Below are 18,110 nucleotides of genomic sequence, written 5' to 3' on the forward strand. Positions count from 1 at the left end.
TCATGATACGGTTCTTCATCGATGTATTCGAGGGCGTGGGGATCGCGCTGAAGGCGCTGGCCCGCAACAAGCTGCGGGCGGTACTCACGACGCTGGGGATTGTGATCGGGGTGGCCACGGTCATCTTGATGGTGGTCACGATTCTTGGTCTGAATCGGTCCATCGCCAATCAGTTCGAGTTTCTCGGCTCGAATACGATCTATGTCTCGAAGTGGACGTGGATTTTCGGCGAGGGTGACTGGCGGTCGATGATGAAGCGGCGTGAGATGAAGGTCGAATACGCGGCTTACATCGAGCAGGAGTCTCAACTGGCCGAGGCCGTGACGCCGTTTGCGCAGGCCATGCGTGCGGTCAAGTTTCGGGGGGGCACGATCTCGCGGCTGCCGGTGTTCGGTGTGGATGAAGACTATCTGGTAACGAACTCGGTGAAGATTGAGTTGGGTCGTTTCATCAACGAACAGGATTGTGCGCGCAATCGCCAGGTGTGCGTGATCGGCTACGGGGTTGCCGACAAGCTTTTCGATCAGGTTCCGCCGGTTGGTCAGAAGTTGGATGTGGGCGGGAAGAAGTTTCAGGTCATCGGCGTCAACGAGAAGATGGGGCGCTTTTTCGGTCAGGACATGGACAACTTCGTGTTGATCCCGATCGGGGCGTGGCAAAAGACCTACGGCCGGCGTGACGACATGGACATTATCGTGAAGGCCTACGACGGCAACCAGACCGAAGACCTGAAGTGGGAATTGAAAGGCATCATGCGCCGCGCGCGCGGCCTCGAGGCGACCGAGCCGGACGACTTCGGGGTGAACTTACAGACGATGATTCTCGACTTTTTCAAGGCGATCACGGCCGGGGTGTACACCGGCGGCATCTTGATCGCGTTCATCTCGTTGCTCGTGGGCGGCATCGGCATCATGAATATCATGCTGGTTTCGGTGACTGAACGCACGAGCGAAATCGGGTTGCGCAAGGCGCTTGGCGCCCGCCGCTGGCAGGTAGCCTGGCAATTCCTGGTCGAGGCCGCGGTGATCTGTTCGGTGGGCGGGATCTGCGGAATTCTGCTTGCGGCCGGCGGCAGTTATGCGATGGACAGCTTCATCAAGACGACCATGCCATTGTGGGTGGTGCTGCTGGGCATCATCTTTTCGGCGGTGGTCGGTGTGTTCTTCGGTCTTTACCCCGCGCTGAAGGCTGCGCGGTTGTCGCCGATCGAAGCCTTGCGACAGGAGTAGTCGATGACGTGGCTGCGCGGACTCATTCAATATTCGGTATGGGAATCGCTGCGGATGGCGCTGGGCGCGATGTGGGCGCACAAGCTGCGCGCGGCGCTCACGCTGCTGGGCGTGATGATCGGCGTGATGACGATCATCTCGACGATGACCGTGCTGGGGGGAATCAAGCACTCGATCACGACCTCAATGCAGAATTCGCTGGCGGTGAACGTGTTTCAGGTGCAGCGCTACGACGATAACGGCGGTGGCATTCACATGGGTCCGCGCCAGCGTCAGCGGCGACCGGAAATTGAACCCGAGTATGCCGACGTGATCCGCGAACGTTGTCCCTCCGTGCGGGCGGTGGGCGTGGAAGCCTGGGAATTCGGTTACACGCTGCGGCGCGGCTCGTTGGAATCGAATCCGAGCCAGCAGATCGCGGGCGGGTCGGCGGAGTTTGCGTTCAACAACGGCTACAATCTGGCGCTGGGTCGTCCGATCACGCAGCAGGACATCGCCGCGGACCGGGACGTGATCGTGCTGGGCTGGGCCGCGTACAAGAAGCTGTTCGACCGTTTGAGTCCGCTTGGCAACTTCGTCCGCGTGGCCGGGCACAAGTTTGAGGTGATCGGCGTCTTTGAAGAGCGCGGTTCGTTGCTGGGGGAGAGCAAGGACAACGACAATTGGATCCCGATCAGCGCATGGTTTCGCGTGTTCGGCGACCGTTCGGTTAATCTAACGGTTCAAGCATGGAGCGGCGGGGTCTTCGATCAGGCACAGCAGGAAGTCATCGAAGCAATGCGCTCGGTGCGCGGCCTGAAGCCCGGTCAAAAGAACAATTTTGCGATGTGGACGCCCGACATGGTGCAGAACCAATTTAATCAGATGACCGCGGTCGTCGGGATCGCGGCGTTCGGGATTTGCGCGATTTCGTTGTTGGTGGCGGGGATCGGCATCATGAACATCATGTTGGTTTCCGTGACCGAACGCACGCGCGAGATCGGTTTGCGCAAGGCATTGGGCGGGACCCGTTCATCGATCTTGCGGCAGTTCCTGATCGAGGCGTTCATGCTGTCGCAAGTCGGCGGACTGGTGGGGATTATGTTGGGTTACATTGTGGCGGCGGTGATCAATAATCAGCTGCATTTTCCGGCCCCGATACCGATTTGGGCGGTCTCGCTGGCGGTTATATTTTGCAGCGTGATCGGTATCGGGTTCGGCATGTGGCCGGCGATCAAGGCGGCGCGCCTCGATCCGATCGAGGCCCTGCGTTACGAGTAATCGGCGGCCGTTCGTTCAGGTGATCCTGAGGAGTGACCGCTTGCGGTCGTGAGCATTGTGAGGTAAACGGATGATGCGTGTTGCGTTATTGCTTTCTCTAATTCTGTTCAGCATGACCATGATTTCGACGGCCAAGAGCGCGGCGGACTTGCCGCTTGAGGAGTTTTTCAAGACCTACCGAGTGGGCAGCCTTGCTTTTTCTCCGGATGAGTCCGAGTTTGCGTTCATCTCCGATAAGAGCGGCAAGCACCAGGCATATCGGATGCCGGTGCAGGGCGGCGACTGGCAGCGATTGCTCGAAACGGATGATGCGATCACTTCGATCACGTGGTGCCCCACGGATCGCTCGCTGATCATCTTCGGCATGGACCAGGGCGGGGATGAGAATTACCATCTTTATCGAACGACTCCCGCGGGCCAGACCTTCGAGGACTTGACACCGTGGGCCGGGAAGCGGGCCACACTGATCGGCTGGTCACACAACGGCTACTACCTCTACTTCAACTCAAACCGGCGCGACGACCGGTTCATGGATACCTATCGGCTCGACGTTCGCACCATGCAAACGGAGGTTGTTTTTGAGAACAACACGACCTTCAGCGTTGACGCGATCTCGCCGGACGACCGGGTGCTCATTCTGAACGAGTTTCTGAACGTGACATCGTCGAATTTGTACACGTACGATGTCACGACCAAGGAGACGAAGGCGTTCACAACGCAGGCAGACGGTGAAGCGAATTACGGGTTCGCCGACTTCTCGCCCGACGGCAAGCTATACTATGTCTTGAGCGACCGGGGTTCCGAATTTACGCACCTGAAAACATACGATCCGGCCACGCAGCAATGGGCGACGGTATTGCAGCCGGAATGGGATGTGGTCAGCGCCTCGTTCAGCTACAAGAACACATATCTCATCACCGCCGTCAACGAGGGCGGAATCTCGCGGGTGACGATTGTGGATCACAAGTCCGGCAAGCCGGTGGCGCTGCCGCCGTTGCCTGCGGCGGAAATTATTCCGGTGGGTTTCAGCCGCAGCGAACGCTACTTGCGGATCTACGTCAACGCCGACAACATCCCCGGCGATCAGTATGTGTTCGACCTGCATGAGAACAAGTTGACCAAGCTAACGGACCTCTTCGATACGAGCGAGTTGCGTGAGGAAATGATGGTGACCTCCCGCTTGGTTTCATATCCGTCGTTTGACGGCAAGCAGATTCCGGCGTGGTTGTATATTCCGAAGCACTTGCCGAAAGGCGGCAAGGCTCCGGTCGTGATCGACGTGCATGGCGGGCCGATGGCCCAGGAGACTCCGGCGTACAAGCCGTGGACGCAATTCCTGCTGAGTCGAGGTTTCATCGTGGCGTCGCCGAATGTGCGCGGGTCAACCGGATATGGGAAGTCGTACTACCTCGCCGACGACCAGAAGTGGGGCGAGGATCCGCTGCAAGATGTGGTGTACCTGAAGAAGTATCTTGCCGGCGTGCCCGAGGCGGACACGTCCCGCACGGTGATCTGGGGCGGCTCGTATGGCGGATACATGGTGTTGGCTGCCTTGGCGTTTACACCCGAGGAATTTACGCTCGGTTTGGATTGGGTGGGTCCGTCGAATCTGTTCACATTGCTCAGTTCGATTCCCCCCTATTGGGAGCCCTATCGCGCATATTTTTACAAAGAGATCGGTAATCCGGAGCTTGCCGCCGACAGCGCGCGGATGTACAAGCAATCGCCGGTCTTCTTTGCCGACCGGATTCAGCGGCCGTTGTTCATCGTGCAGGGCCGGAACGATCCGCGCGTGAAGGTGGCGGAATCGGATCAGATCGTGGACGCCGCGCGCAAGAACGGAAAAGAAGTCGAGTATCTGATCTTTGAGGATGAAGGTCATGGACTTCGCAAGCGGGAAAACAAGCTCAAGGCTTATGCCGCGATGTATGAGTTCATGCGGCATCACCTCGGCATGAACGGGACGGACCGGATCGATTAGTGGTCGCGGTGTTTCTCCGCACACTGTGACCATGATGAAACCCCGACGCTGACGAGCGCCGGGGTTTGTGTTTCTCGGAAAGTGGTTAACGGCAAACTCCGCTGCGAGCTGATCTCTACAGTTTCAGGCGCTTGTCGAGATAGACCAACGTCCGCTGGAGTGCTTCGTAGGTGATTGCCGCGTCGTAATCGGCGGCGTAGTTTGGATCCGCGAAGGCAGCGGCGGTGCTCAACAACACGATATCAACGCGCACACCGGCCTGGGACATCGCCTGACTGAACGCGGTGACCGTGGGACCGGGGCGTGTGAGATCGCGCTCACCGAATACAGCCTGGACCGGGCATGAAACGCGTTTCAGTGCATCCGGTCCCGGCCACTCGCCGGGATACCAGCAGGCACATCCACGCAACTTGGGCTGCGCGGCACCGGCGCTGATCGCCATGGAGCCGCCGTAGCCAATGCCCCAGACCGCGATTCGCGATGTTTGGATATCCGGATTCTGCGCGAGGTATTGATAGACCTGCAATGCGGAAGCGACGGCCTCACTATCCACGACGAGCGTCGTGAAGCGTTCGGCTTGCTTCGGGTCGGATGTGACCTCGCCTTTGAACATATCAACGGCAACGGCGACATAGCCACTCAGCGCGACGGAATCGCAGAAGGCCCGGATGGTGGAATTCAGGCCGAACCGATCATGCAGCACGATCACGGCAGGCGCGGCCTCCGCCGTGGCGGGGCGAGCGACGTACGCGCCCGGTGTCGCGTTCAAGTAGCCGGCCAGCTTGTCGAGTCGCGGCTGCCACCAGTCAGCCAATTGGGTGCGCGCATCGGAGGTATCGGCGGACCCGGCGGAGACCACGACGTCTTGTAACTGCACGCGGGTCCCGCTCCCCTGCCAATCGAAATGAAACGTCACGTTATGGGTGTCCGCGGCAATGATGTTATACTTCAGCGAGTCTCCCGGCCACGCCCCGCTGACCAGTCCTTCATCCAACCCGCCATTGGCAAAGGTAATCCGCCACGGCCCGCCCGCGGTGGCGGTGAACACAGCGTCGGCGGCGTCGAGCCATTCGACCAACTGCCAGTCCGTGGTCAGCGCGCGGTAGGCTTGCAGCGGCGTCGCGGCGACGTTGAAGTACGTGGCGAGCGTGTGCGTCGTCGGCTGAGCATACGCCATATTGACGCACAGCGCGAGGCAAATGAGCAGTTTCATATTGGCCTCCTTCAAATGGCATGTTGGCGAGAATATACGAAATTTATTGCGAATCGGAAAGGCGCTGGAACGCGAAAAGGCGGGCATGACCCGCCTCGCCGACCGCATCACAATCTGCTTAATGCGCGAGTTCCAGTCGCGAATGTGTTTCGGCGGCCAGATCGACGGTCCGCGGAGTGATCCGGTTTCCTTTGGCGTCGCGGACCAGTACCACGATCGGGTGGTGGGGCTTGGCCGAGTTCGGCTTCATGACGGCGGCGGCGCAGCCATCCAGACCTTTGGTGGTCGCCTCGACGATCCGCACCATCGAACCTGTCGGGAAGATCGAGATGGTCTCGACCAGTAGCTTCACAACTTCCGAGTTGTAGATACTGCGCGACTGTCGCACGATCTCCGTGATGGCCGCCTCGGGAGACTGCGGTGCTCCCTTTCGACCGGCGATCAGGTTATCGTAGGCATCGGCAACGGCCACGATTTCGGAGAGCGGGAACATGGATTCCGTGGGCTTCGCGCCGTTGACGTAGGGTTTCGTATTCTTACCCCGGACACCGAGCGGATAGCCCAGTCCGTCCTGCCGTTCGTGATGATAGAGGATCCCGGCCTGCGCCATGAAGAAGCGGTCGGTGCTATTTCCGAACATGGTGTGCCCGAACACAGGGTGCTCGCGCATCATGAAATGTTCATCTTCGCTGTACTCGTGCGGCCGCTTGGCCAGCAGTTCGGGAAAGGCCATTTTGCCGAGGTCGTGCAGAAACGCGGCGATTCCGAGTTCGAGCAGGTCGCGTCGCGAGTACAGCAGCCGGCGGCCGATCAGCACGGACAGCATGGTGACGTCAATCGCGTGTTCCTGATTGTAGCCGGTATTGCTCTTGATCAGGGTTTGATTGAGAATCAGCGCGGAGGAGTCCATGATCTCATCGACGATCGACGCGATCTCGCCCGAGACGCGCTCCACGTCCACGACGTTCCGGAACTCCGGCGCCTTCTCGATCACGGTCTTGAGTTGCTCGGGGGATACCGGTCGTTGGGCGGCGGCCTCGGCGATCCGCAGCATGGTATTGGAAACGACGGCGCTGGCGCGGTTGCGCGTCTCTTCGGAGATCGTTTCCTCGGGCAGAATATCCTCGGTCCCGTCTTCCACAATATAGAGCGCGGTCCGCCCCGTACCCAGCACGCGGTGGATGATCTCCGCTTCCAGCGGGAAGCCGGCGCGCAGCAGCAGCTGCCCGTCGTCCGAGAACAACGACTTGCCGAGCATCATTCCCGGCTGCAAATCCTTGACAGGACAAATTCGCATAGACTACAAGTTCACTTCAAGGCTTATTCATGGGCGGTGTCGCGGCTATACTGCAACACCATCTGTTCGACGTCATTTCCACTCATCAGCGGCAGGCATTCGATCCAGGCGGGATTGCCTCCCGGGTCTTGATCGCGGAGGGCCATGCGCAGTTTCATTTCCACGGCTCGCGTAAAGGCGGACAGGGCCTCGGCGGAGAGGCAGTGCCTGACATGGAGATCGAGCATGTTTGCCGGGCGGAAGCCGAAGACATCCGTCATGGCTTGATTGCGGTACAGGATTGCGCCGTCCGTCCCGGCGATCAAGATTCCGACGGCGAGGTGGTCGAGCACATTCCGCGCGTGCTCATCCTGTTCGGCCCGCAGCATATGGTGATAGGTACGATGCTCGAGGATGGCTTCGAGGTCGCGGGTGTACTCGGACAGGGTTTCGCCCGGCGTCTCTTCGGTGATGCCCGCGAGGCCGTGGCGACGCGCGGACCAGACACACAGCACCGCATCGAGTTCGCCGATGGAGTTGCGCTGCGGCAAGGCGGTCAAATAGTTGAGTTCGGCTTCGTCGTGCGCGGTTTGGAGTAATACCGGCTCGTCGGCGACCGGCTCGTCGCCGACGAGCTTGTCGATAATTTCCGACCACCTTGAGGCGACGGTCAGCCGGTTCAGCAGTGAGGCGGCATTCGACCGCTCGCGCCAAAGTTGATTGGCCTGCCGATTTTCGTAGATGACATCGCCATCCGGGCGGATCAGCATGATCGCGAGCCGGCTGTCCTCGAGGAGGGCTTGTGCGGTGGTTGCGGTTAACAAGATACGCTCATGGCGAAGTGAATGTTGAACATTTCGTCAAGGGGGCATCCGCAATTCAGAGACCAATTCGACGGGAATCTGCGGGGCGTCGAATTCTCTAAGCGCGGCAAGCCTTCCGTCCGCGGACTGTCTAATCTGGCTCGCACAGCGGGCTGCCGTTACCTCCGTTTGATGCAGCATCGTGGAACAAATTGCCTTCGGCGCGACATAGAGCATAAAGGATATATAAACAACATATTAAGAGGTTTATCTGAATTCGCAAGGAGGGAGCGTCGGGGTCCATGGTATGAACGGGGGTGCACGCATGTGCATAGATTGCGCGGAGTCAGTGCAGTGGGCATCGTCGCCCGATGCAGTGGTGGGCGGCGGAGTTGACTCTCTGCGGAACATTTGTTAGCTTGAGTACTGTGCTATAACTCTGTATGTTGCCTCACTATACGCGTTACGAGGCCCGGTCGCAGGGCTTTTGACTCGCGGATGAGACAGGACAGGCGATATCGAATTCTCGGAGTTTCAAATACGCGGAGTTCAAACAAGATGATGAAGAATCGTACGCCGGTTTGGGGGAGCGCATTGCTGGGGCTGCTCACCGTACTGCTCACCAGTCTGACCACGCAGGCTCAGCCATGCCCTGACCCCCGGCGCTGGGCGGACAGTCTGGGAGCGCCGATCCGTCAGGGCCACCACATCGAATGGCAGCGCGCGCTGGGCCGTCGGTCCACCGGAGAGATCGTGGTAACCTGGAGCGACACTCGAACGGGTGACCGTGACCTCTACGGACAGATGATCAACCCGGACGGCTCGCAGCGATGGGTGACGACCGGCATTCCGCTGGCGCGTTATCCGCAGTATCGCCAAGAGGATTGCGATGTGACGCCGGTGACTGACGGCGGCTGGATTATGGCCTGGATTGAGTTCCGCGAGGACAGTACGGGCGACATTTGGGCCCAGAAGATCAACGATCTGGGACAGCCGGTCTGGCCGGCCAACAATTTTACGGGCGTTCGTGTGGACGTATTTTCGACGCCGGTGAATGAGCTGACGGTCCGCATCGCACCCGATTTGGCGGGCGGCGCGATAATCGCATGGGAGGACACGCGGCGCGGCGATCCGGCTGAGATTTACGCACAGCATGTTGACGCCAACGGGAATACCTGGTCGCAGGTCTTGGCGGTGACCGATACCCTGGGCGAGCAAATCGGCATCACGGCCGATAGTGACGGACAGGGCAACATGATCGTGGCCTGGAATGACAAGCGGCTTGCCAGTGACCAGAATATTTACGCGGCGAAGATTACTCCGCAGCGGACGCTGCCGTGGGGATCGGGCGTGAATGGCATCTGTGTCTGCTGCGCGCCGGGTTCGCAGGACGGCGTGAAGATTTGTCCGGACGGTAACGGCGGCGCCTATCTGGTGTGGCGCGATCAACGTGGTGGCGCGCAGCGCGACCTGTACGCGCAGCGGGTCAACGGTTCGGGGACTGCGCTGTGGCAGGCGGATGGCGTGGTCGTTTGCGATGCCATCGAAGACCAGAATTCTCCGCGCATTTCGATCAGCATGAACGGTGGCGCGCCGGACGGAGCGTTTATTGTCTGGGAAGATGTGCGCGTGAACGGGTATATCGAAGAGACCTACGCTCAGAAGCTTTCGCCGCCGAACGGCGCGTCGCTGTGGCAAGCCAACGGTCTCAAGATTTGCGGCAATGCCGAGTCCGGCGGAGTCGGGCAGACCCGCCAGGGCGGGCGGCAGACAACGGATCTGGCGGGCGGGGCGATTATCGCGTGGGAAGACACGCGATCGGACGGCAACTGGCTGAAGTGCGACCTCTATGCGGCGCGCGTGAATGCGACGGGCAACTTTGTTTGGGGCGGGGATTGCGGCATCCCGATCGCGGTGGCGGCGAACCAGCAGGTCGCGCCCGTCTTGCGCGTTGATGAGGGCAACGGCGTCTTCATCTTCTGGGATGATTATCGCTCCGGATCGCAGTCAATCCGTTATCAGAATCTCGACATCACCAACGGTCAGTTCACGATCCCGGATCATCCGGACGGACTGATTGTCATCTACGGACTCGACGGCGACGCGAATGCTCCGCTTTCCTTGCCCATGACCATGGGTCGTGTGGGGGTCGTTTGGCAGGACAACCGCGTGGTGGGCGGGGGAACGCGTTTGTACTATCAGATCGTGGACACGACCGGGCACATTGAACGCGAGATGAACGGCGAGCCGTTGGTTCAGGATCCGGGTGAAAGTCCGAATCAACTGGGCCATCAAATTTGCCCGGATGGGGATGCGGGCTTCTTTGTGACCTTCGAGGATTTGCGGTCCGGCGTCAAGCGGATCCGCCAGAAGCGTGTGGGAAGCGACGGGGTTCCGCGCTGCAGCCTGGAGGGCAACTTGGTCGCGTTGGCCCCGGGCATGAACGATCAGGATCATGCCTATTGCGCATCGGATGGCGCGGGTGGCAGCTATGTGGTTTGGTCGGGTTCCGACGCGGCGTTCCTGATTGATGTGTACATGATGCGCATGAACGACAATTGCGAACCGCTGTGGCAAGCCCCGGTACGGTTGAGTACGGCGGACGCCGACGATATCGTCGAGGGCGTGGTAACGAGTTCCGGTGGCTGCTGCATCGTGGTCTGGACCTCCGGTGGATTCGGGCAGCTCAACGTCTCGGCCGCCCGCGTTTGTCAAGACGGCAGCGTGTCCTGGAATCGGGAAATCTGCTCGGCGAACGGTTCGCAATACGAGCCGACCTTGTTTGCGGATGAGGAAGGCGGCGCCTATTTCGCGTGGTCGGATGCGCGCACCTTTGACATGGGCAAGGACATCTACGCGCAGCACGTGAACGCCGCGGGCGCTGACAGTTGGACCGCCAACGGGATTGTCGTGGCCACGATTGTGAACGACCAGAAGGAACCGACGATCGACATCGACTCCCAGCGCAATCTGTTTGTGGTCTGGGAAGACTACCGGACCGGCGACGTGCTCAATCTCGATCTGTATGGTCAGAAGATCACCCCGGCCGGGCAGCGGCTGTGGCCGACGGACGGCAAGCGGATCGCGGTCATTCGTGGCGACCAAACTGAAGCTCAGTTGGAGACCGAATGGAACGACGGCCTGTACGTATTCTGGACGGATTATCGTGGCCTGTATCAGGACGTGTACGCCACGCACCTCGATCATGACGGCAATCTCACGACGGACTACTGGCAAGCGGACAGCGGGCGCGTGATCTGTGATTTCTACCAGGGGCAATTGAGTCCGACCACCAGTGACGACGGTCACGGCGGCATTCTGGCGTTTTGGCAGGACTTGCGCGCGTCGGGCAAGGAACCGTTGATCAATATCTGGGGCCAGTGGGTCAACGACTGCACGGTCGGTGTTACCGAGGTGCGGGGCCAGCCGGTTCCGGCGGTGTACACATTGGAACAGAACTACCCGAATCCGTTCAATCCGACGACAAGTATTCGCTTCTCAGTACCTCAGACCGAGCGGGTTGAGTTGACGGTCTTTAATCTGCAGGGGCAGCAGGTCTCGACCCTGGTCGATGAGGTGATGACCGCGGGCGTGTATGACGTGCAGTTCGGCTCCTCGCGGCTGGCGTCGGGAATCTACTTCTACCGGCTGCACACACCTACGTTCGAGAGCGTCAAGAAGATGACGCTGTTGAAATAACGAGTTTGGAATCGGGCGGCACTCGCGAGGGTGCCGCTCTGTGAATCCGGGGGGCGGAGTATCATCGTCGTCGCCCGATTGTCTTGAACCCCTACTGAATTGATATGCGTGGTCAGAACTACATAATTTTTGTGTTGGCCTTGCTGAGCATCAGCGCGGCCGGTTGGGCGCAGTGCCTCGACGATCGCTATCACACGCTGGAGGAACTCTACGCGTTTGTGTTTGAGCTGCAGGCCCAGCATCCCGACTGGGTAAAGGTGGACTCGATCGGCCATTCCCGCGGTGACATGGACGGCCGGCAGTGGCCGATCTATGCGGTGAAGATCTCGAACAACGTGCAGGTATTTGAAGACGAGCCGGTCTCGCTCATCATCATGCACATTCACGCGGAGGAGGTCATCGGGGTTGAGACGAGTATCGCCTACATGCAGCGGTTGGTGACCAATCAGGGGCGCGACTTGCGCATGTACACCCAGATGTACTTCGTGCCGACGATGAACCCGGACGGGCTGGCTGTGATCTCCGACTGCCGGGATAATACGTGGCGCAAGAATGGTTATCGTCCGCCGCAGCTCGGCAACCGCGATTGTGTGGTGGTCCCGGGCGTCGGCTCGGATTCGTGCGGCGTGGACTTGAATCGCAACTTCGAGTTCAACTGGATTTGGGGTGACACGCTGTGGCAGCCCGCGGCGAATGAGCCGTTTGATTATTATCGCGGGCCCGGTCCGTTTTCGGAACCGGAGGTGCAAGCGATCCGCGATCTTGCGTTGCAGATTCGGCCGACGACCTCCATCGTGTATCATTCGTCGCGATCGGGAGCCGTGGCCGAGCGCAGTATCATCGCCTGGCAATGGGGTGTCGATCCCGGTCCCTACAAATTTCCGCCGGACTGCACGGCGCTGGGACAGTGGAACCGACGCTATGTCGAGCAGACGTTAGCCTATCCGGGCAACGACCACTTCACCTTTGTCTGGGGTGGCACGCACAACGGCTGTTTGCAGGACTGGTTCTATTGGAGAATCGGGACGTTTCAGGCGCTGACCGAATCCAGCCCGAGCGACGGCGACATTCAGCCGGATTCCGTTCGCCTGGAGGCGACCATTTCGGCGATGATGCCATCGTTGGACTGGATGAACCGGCGCATGATGAACTTCGATCATGATCAGCCTGCGCCCTTGGCGATCCATACGCGCGATGCCTCGACACTTCAGCCCATTTCGGCGGAGTGGCGAATTGCGAGTACGTGGACGCCGGTTCTGGCACCGCGCACGACCAACGAGCAATATGGCCGCATGACGATCCTCCCGCCCGCCGGGCCGATCACAATCATCGCGCGGAAGGACGGCTATGCCGACGCGACGGCCTCGACGACGATTCAGCCGGGTGGCGACGTGCAGTATGTCACGCTGGATCTGCAACCGTTACCGCATCACAATCTCACCCTCCGCCTGGTGGACGCCGCGGGCGCGGGCACAGCGGGGACGGGCTTTCTGGACGGCAAGTTCCCGCGCTGGCTCAACATTCCCGCGGACGGACTGACCGTGAATCTCGCGGAGGGCGAGTACAGTTTGCGCGCGCGGGCCGATCTGGAGGGAACGGTGGTTGCCTGGCGCGACTTTGTACTGGGCGGTGACCGTACGTTTGAGATCGCGCTCCCCGCATCGCAAACGGTCTTCACGGAGAACTTCGACGCGGGGACCTCCGGTTGGACCAGCGGCGGTGACGGCAATGAGTGGAGGGCCGAGCTTGACACGACGTCGATGAACTTCGGGACCTGTTTGCACACCAATCGCGAGGGTTACCGAACGACGTACGCGCCGAACGCGAACTCGTGGATTCACACGGATCAGTCCATTCCGTTGGCGGGGGGCAACATTGCCTATCTCGAGTTCTATCGGCGCGGTCGGCTGGACGTGCCCGCGGATAGCTTTTTCGTCGAGGTTTCGACGGATGGCGGAACGTGGGAACGCGCGGCGGGATTCTGTGACATGGAATTGGACTGGACGCGCACGTATGTAAATCTCAGCCGTTGGATTCCCAATCCTGTGCAGTTGCGGTTCCGCCTACAGGCCGACCATGCGCTGGGCGAGTTGGGCATGCACGTTGACAACATTCGAGTGTACACGGCTACGGATAGTGACGCGCCGATTCCGCCTGCCTTTGTCCCTTATCGATGGCAGATCAAGAATGTCTATCCGAATCCGTTCAATCCGTCCACGACGATCACGTATGAGTTGGGCGGTCCCGGTCGTGCCGAAATCGTGATCTTCAATCTACTCGGCGAAGAAGTCCGGCGATTTGACATCATGCGGGCAATGGCCGGGGTCGGTGAGGTCAAGTGGGACGGCGCCAATAGCAGTGGGCTTGGGGTTCCCTCCGGGATCTACTTTGCGCGGTTGACCTCTGGCGGTCATCTCGCGACGCACAAGTTGCTGTTGATCAGATAACGCAACGGACCCGGCACCAAGCCACGGCCATTCAACTTTCGACCCGCAACTTCATCAAACTAACGGCATAGGTCCCCATGACGAAACCCCGAGAGCATCGCGACTTCCTTTCAATTCACGATCTCAGCCGTGAGGAAGTGATTGAAACCCTTGCGCTTGCAAAGGAGTTAAAGCAATTAGAACGCGACCACGCGTACAGCCATGCGCTGCAAGGGCAGACGTGGGGTCTGATCTTTCACAAGCCCAGCCTCCGGACGCGGATCTCGTTTGAAGTCGGCATCAACCAGCTTGGCGGCTCCCCGATCTACATCACGGATGCCGAGATTCAGTTGGGTAAGCGCGAAACGATTTCGGACGCGGCACAGGTTTTGTCCCGTTATCTGGGCGGAATCGTGATTCGGACCTTCAGCCATGACGATGTTGAAAAGCTCGCACATTTCGCGGACATCCCGATCATCAACGGCCTCACGGATCACTCGCATCCGTGCCAGATCATGGCGGACATATTGACGGTTTACGAGCACCTCGGGCGCTACGAGGATTTGAAGATCGTTTACCTTGGGGACGGCAACAATATCACGAACTCGTGGTTGGAGCTGGCCTGCCTGTTGGGCTTTGAATTCGTGGTGGCGACCTCGACGGATACGTTGCCGGACATGGAGCTCTTCCAGCGCGCCCGCTCGGCGGGTCGTTCGCGGGTCACGCTCAGCCACGATCCGCTGGAGGCGGTGCGGGGTGCGCACGTGTTGTACACGGACGTGTGGGCATCGATGGGGCAGAAAGAACAGGCCGAGTCCAAGGCGAAAGCGTTGCACGCATTTCAGATCAATCAGCAGTTGGTGGAGCGGTCGGACAAGCACTGCATCGTGCTGCACTGTTTACCGGCGGAGCGGGGCCGTGAGATCACGGACGAGGTGATGGACGGTCCGCATAGCCGGGTCTTTGATCAGGCCGAGAATCGCCTGCATGCGCAGAAGGCGATCATGGTGAAACTGAACGACTAATTCAGACAGGTCGCGGAGAAGCCTTCGGGTTCAAAGCGAATTGGAGAAACGACGATGAAACCGCGTCTCATTCTGCTAACGGCGGTCGGGATGTTTGCGCTGCTTAGCAGCGGTTGCTACACGAAGTTTTACCGGCCCGGCATGGAGATGACCGGTCGCGGGCCGTACGACACGTTGTACGATCGTTACGATTCGACGGCGATTGACACGACACTGACGGCGCCGGTGATCACGGATGAGTATCCGCCGCGCAGCTACGACCATTACGATCAGTGGTCTTATTGGGGTCGCCCGCGTACGCGCTGGGGATTTGATTTCTATAACTACGACCCAAGCTACTACCAGTCGTACTACGGATACTACGATTATTACGGAGTTCCGTGGTGGCGTAACTGGTACCGGGATCCGTGGTGGTATTATGGTGGCCAGCCGGGCGTGCCGGGCGCGCCGGAGCAGCCGCGGGAGCGCGGCCGTCGCGAGGCCGGCGGCGGGCCGGGCAGCATTGGAACGCCTCCGCCGCCGAGTTCGATCGCGACTCCGGCTCCGGCGAATCCGCCGCCGCAGCCGGCGAAGCCGAAGGACGATAATAAGCGCGAAGGAAAGCGGGGTCGATAACAGCATGAAGTATTTCATCCTTGCACTGCTGGCCTGCGCTTCGATAGCGGTCGCGCAGGATCAGATTCCGGAGCGCTTGCTGCTCACGACGGGCCAATACCTCGGCCCCGGCGCGCGCGCCATGGGCTTGGGCGGAACATACACAGGCATCGCGGATGATTATTCCGCGATCTGGTGGAATCCGGCGGGTCTGGCGCAGGTAAAGCGGATCGAGCTCCAAGGCTCGCTGTCCCGCACATCGTTCAAGAACGAGACGGATTACTTTGGCTCATCTCTCGACGGCTCGACGAGTTCACTCCGCCTGAATGACATGGGCGTGGTGTTTCCGGTTCCGGTTTACCAGGGCGCGATGAGCTTCGGGATCGGCTATTCGCAGGTGCTGGCCTTCGATCGGCGCACGCGGGTGGAATCGCCTGTTGACAGCAATGCCGACTGGGACGATTTCGACGAACTTGAGAGTGGGCGGCTCGGGCTCTGGAGTTTCGCGGGAGCGGTCGATGTATCGCCGAATCTCGCGCTCGGTCTTGGATTGAACTACTGGTCCGGCGGCGATGAATACACGCTCACCGGACATTACACGGACGCGGATTCGCGGATTTACAGCGAGCAGTCGATCACCACCGATCTTTCCGGCATCGGTGCCAACGTCGGTGGTCTGTTCCGGATCGGGCGGACCGGGCGTGTCGGCGCGATGTTCCATTCACCGATTTCAATGTCGCTGAAGGAAGACTGGATCATCGAGGGTGCCAGCGGCTACGATAATTATCGCATGTCGTATCCGGCGGTGTTCCGCCTGGGCGGTTCGATCTCTCCCGGACGGTGGCTGGTGGCGGCGGATTTGGAGTATCGCGATTGGACCTCGCTCTCGTTTCGGAGCGACACGCCGTATCGGGATGTCAGCAAGGCCGAGGCCAATCAGCAGATCAAGGATCAGTATAAGTCCACGACGCGGTTGTCGTTCGGCGGCGAATACTTATTTCCGGCTTACGGCCTGCGCGGCCGCGCCGGACTGAGTTTCGCACCGACCAATTATCGCGCGTCCGGCGGGGATGATGACAAGACGATTCTCACGTTGGGTCTTGGTATTCTGGTGGATCGCAGCGTGATGCTCGATGCGACCTATCACTTCTCCAGCTATACCGAACAGGTCACGACGGGCCTGACCGAAGACATCAGGTCCAACGCCGCGTTGTTCACGCTCAGTTACCGGCTGTAGAATCCATTCCACCTCAAGCAGGAGTTGCGGGGGCGGTTCGGAGACGGACCGCCCTGCCATATCGCCCATGCCTCCCGTTACCCTCGACACCACACCGTCACTTGCCCGCGTTCGTGAGCTGCCCACCGGTGAGAAGATCATCGGTTTTTATTTGCTCACGAAGCTCGAAGTAAAGCCAAAGAAATCCGGCGGCAACTATCTGGAACTCCGCTTGCAGGATTCGTCGGGGACGCTCGATGCGAAGAAGTGGGAGGAATTCGAGGAATTCGCGGCGGTCGCGAAGCCCGGCGATGTATTGAAAATCGAGGCGGTCGTGGATCGCTATCGCGAGATTCCGGGGTTGGTCATTTCCCGCCTGCGCCACGCGACCGGGGACGAGGCGCCGGATGGCAGTGTGTTCCTTCCCCACTCGACTCTCTCCGAAACACAGGCGCAGCAGGAGTTGTTCCGTCACATCGAGTCGATCACACGACCGGACCTGCGCGCATTGCTGGAGGCGATCTTCGGCGACGCCGGATTCCTCGCGGCGTTCTTGCGCGCGCCGGGCGGCAAACTCTGGCATCACGCGACGATCGGCGGACTGGCGGAACACACGATCTCCATGTGCTATCTTGCGGACGCGCTGAGCACACTGTACTCCGACCTGAACCGCGACCTGCTGATCGCGGGGGCGATGTTGCATGATCTCGGCAAGGCCTTTGAACTCAAGACGGAAATTGCGATTGACTACACGGTCGAAGGGCGATTACTGGGTCACATCACGCAGGGCGTGCTGCACGTGGATCGGGCCATCTCCGCGATTCCCGAATTCCCCGATGAACTTCGCCGCCAGCTCTTACACTTGATCCTCTCCCATCAAGGCGACGGCACGATGGGCTCGCCGGTCAAGCCGATGACGTTGGAGGCGCTCGTCCTCCACTACTGCGACGAGCTCGACAGCCGGATTAACGCGTTCCAGGGGGTGCGCTCGCACACACCCGAGGGCCGCGAGTTCAGCGATTATGTCAAGTTGATGGAGCGATTCTTCTACTTCCGCTCCGCGGACGAACCCAAACCGGATCCCGATGAGCAATCCCCTGTCTGATCCCCGCGAGTACACGGAGTGGAAGTCGCTGCCACCGTTGGACGGAGGGGTCTGGGTGGCGATGGTAACCGAGGTGCTGGACGACAACGGGATCCCGAATCTGGTCAAGACCGACCTGTCCGCGGGCGGGCTGGGCGTCGTCACGGGGACCACGACGCTGGGTAAGCTCTGGCGCGTGCAGGTCCCTGCCGAATACTACGAGCAGGCGCTTGACATCTATGATTCACTGTTCGGCGATCACGGTGTCACGGAAGAAGGCCCGGAAATCAGTTGATTTTGCTCA

13 protein-coding genes are annotated in these 18,110 nt (G+C 59.9%); 10 read left to right on the top strand and 3 right to left on the bottom strand.

Annotated features, from left to right (window positions below; translation table 11 throughout):
- Positions 1–2 precede the first annotated feature (2 nt).
- From HZB60_09985 to HZB60_09995, 3 genes are all read left to right on the top strand, one after another.
- On the top strand, positions 3–1,229 hold the full coding sequence (locus tag HZB60_09985; GenBank protein MBI5060093.1) for an ABC transporter permease: 1,227 nt from the start codon (positions 3–5) through the stop codon (positions 1,227–1,229).
- A 3-nt stretch (positions 1,230–1,232) separates the two neighbouring features.
- Positions 1,233–2,489, top strand: a complete 1,257-nt coding sequence (locus HZB60_09990; protein MBI5060094.1) for an ABC transporter permease — start codon at positions 1,233–1,235, stop codon at positions 2,487–2,489.
- Between the two features lie 70 nt (positions 2,490–2,559).
- On the top strand, positions 2,560–4,470 hold the full coding sequence (locus HZB60_09995) for a S9 family peptidase (GenBank protein ID MBI5060095.1): 1,911 nt from the start codon (positions 2,560–2,562) through the stop codon (positions 4,468–4,470).
- Between the two features lie 115 nt (positions 4,471–4,585).
- Here HZB60_09995 and HZB60_10000 read toward each other — a convergent pair whose 3' ends face one another.
- From HZB60_10000 to HZB60_10010, 3 genes are all read right to left on the bottom strand, one after another.
- Entirely contained in the window at positions 4,586–5,683 is a 1,098-nt protein-coding gene (locus tag HZB60_10000; protein ID MBI5060096.1) for a dienelactone hydrolase family protein, read from the bottom strand.
- 118 nt (positions 5,684–5,801) lie between these two features.
- A complete protein-coding gene (locus tag HZB60_10005; protein ID MBI5060097.1) occupies positions 5,802–6,980 on the bottom strand; it encodes an HD domain-containing protein in 1,179 nt (392 codons plus the stop codon).
- A 23-nt stretch (positions 6,981–7,003) separates the two neighbouring features.
- On the bottom strand, positions 7,004–7,783 hold the full coding sequence (locus HZB60_10010; protein MBI5060098.1) for a PAS domain-containing protein: 780 nt from the start codon (positions 7,781–7,783) through the stop codon (positions 7,004–7,006).
- Positions 7,784–8,320: 537 nt separating this feature from the next.
- Between HZB60_10010 and HZB60_10015 the strand changes: the two genes are divergently transcribed.
- From HZB60_10015 to HZB60_10045, 7 genes are all read left to right on the top strand, one after another.
- Entirely contained in the window at positions 8,321–11,461 is a 3,141-nt protein-coding gene (locus tag HZB60_10015) for a T9SS type A sorting domain-containing protein (GenBank protein MBI5060099.1), read from the top strand.
- A gap of 104 nt (positions 11,462–11,565) precedes the next feature.
- Positions 11,566–13,908, top strand: coding sequence for a T9SS type A sorting domain-containing protein (locus HZB60_10020; protein ID MBI5060100.1), 2,343 nt, complete (start codon positions 11,566–11,568; stop codon positions 13,906–13,908).
- 77 nt (positions 13,909–13,985) lie between these two features.
- Positions 13,986–14,912, top strand: a complete 927-nt coding sequence (argF, locus tag HZB60_10025; GenBank protein ID MBI5060101.1) for an ornithine carbamoyltransferase — start codon at positions 13,986–13,988, stop codon at positions 14,910–14,912.
- Between the two features lie 54 nt (positions 14,913–14,966).
- Positions 14,967–15,527, top strand: a complete 561-nt coding sequence (locus tag HZB60_10030) for a hypothetical protein (GenBank protein ID MBI5060102.1) — start codon at positions 14,967–14,969, stop codon at positions 15,525–15,527.
- A gap of 4 nt (positions 15,528–15,531) precedes the next feature.
- Positions 15,532–16,743, top strand: a complete 1,212-nt coding sequence (locus HZB60_10035; protein MBI5060103.1) for an outer membrane protein transport protein — start codon at positions 15,532–15,534, stop codon at positions 16,741–16,743.
- 67 nt (positions 16,744–16,810) lie between these two features.
- A complete protein-coding gene (locus HZB60_10040) occupies positions 16,811–17,827 on the top strand; it encodes an HD domain-containing protein (protein MBI5060104.1) in 1,017 nt (338 codons plus the stop codon).
- Positions 17,808–18,101: a hypothetical protein gene (locus HZB60_10045; protein ID MBI5060105.1), complete on the top strand. Its 294-nt coding sequence runs from the start codon at positions 17,808–17,810 to the stop codon at positions 18,099–18,101. The genes HZB60_10040 and HZB60_10045 overlap by 20 nt, the downstream gene beginning before the upstream one ends.
- The last annotated feature ends 9 nt before the right edge of the window (positions 18,102–18,110 follow it).

Source organism: candidate division KSB1 bacterium (genome assembly GCA_016214895.1).
Lineage (GTDB): Bacteria > Electryoneota > RPQS01 > RPQS01 > RPQS01 > JACRMR01.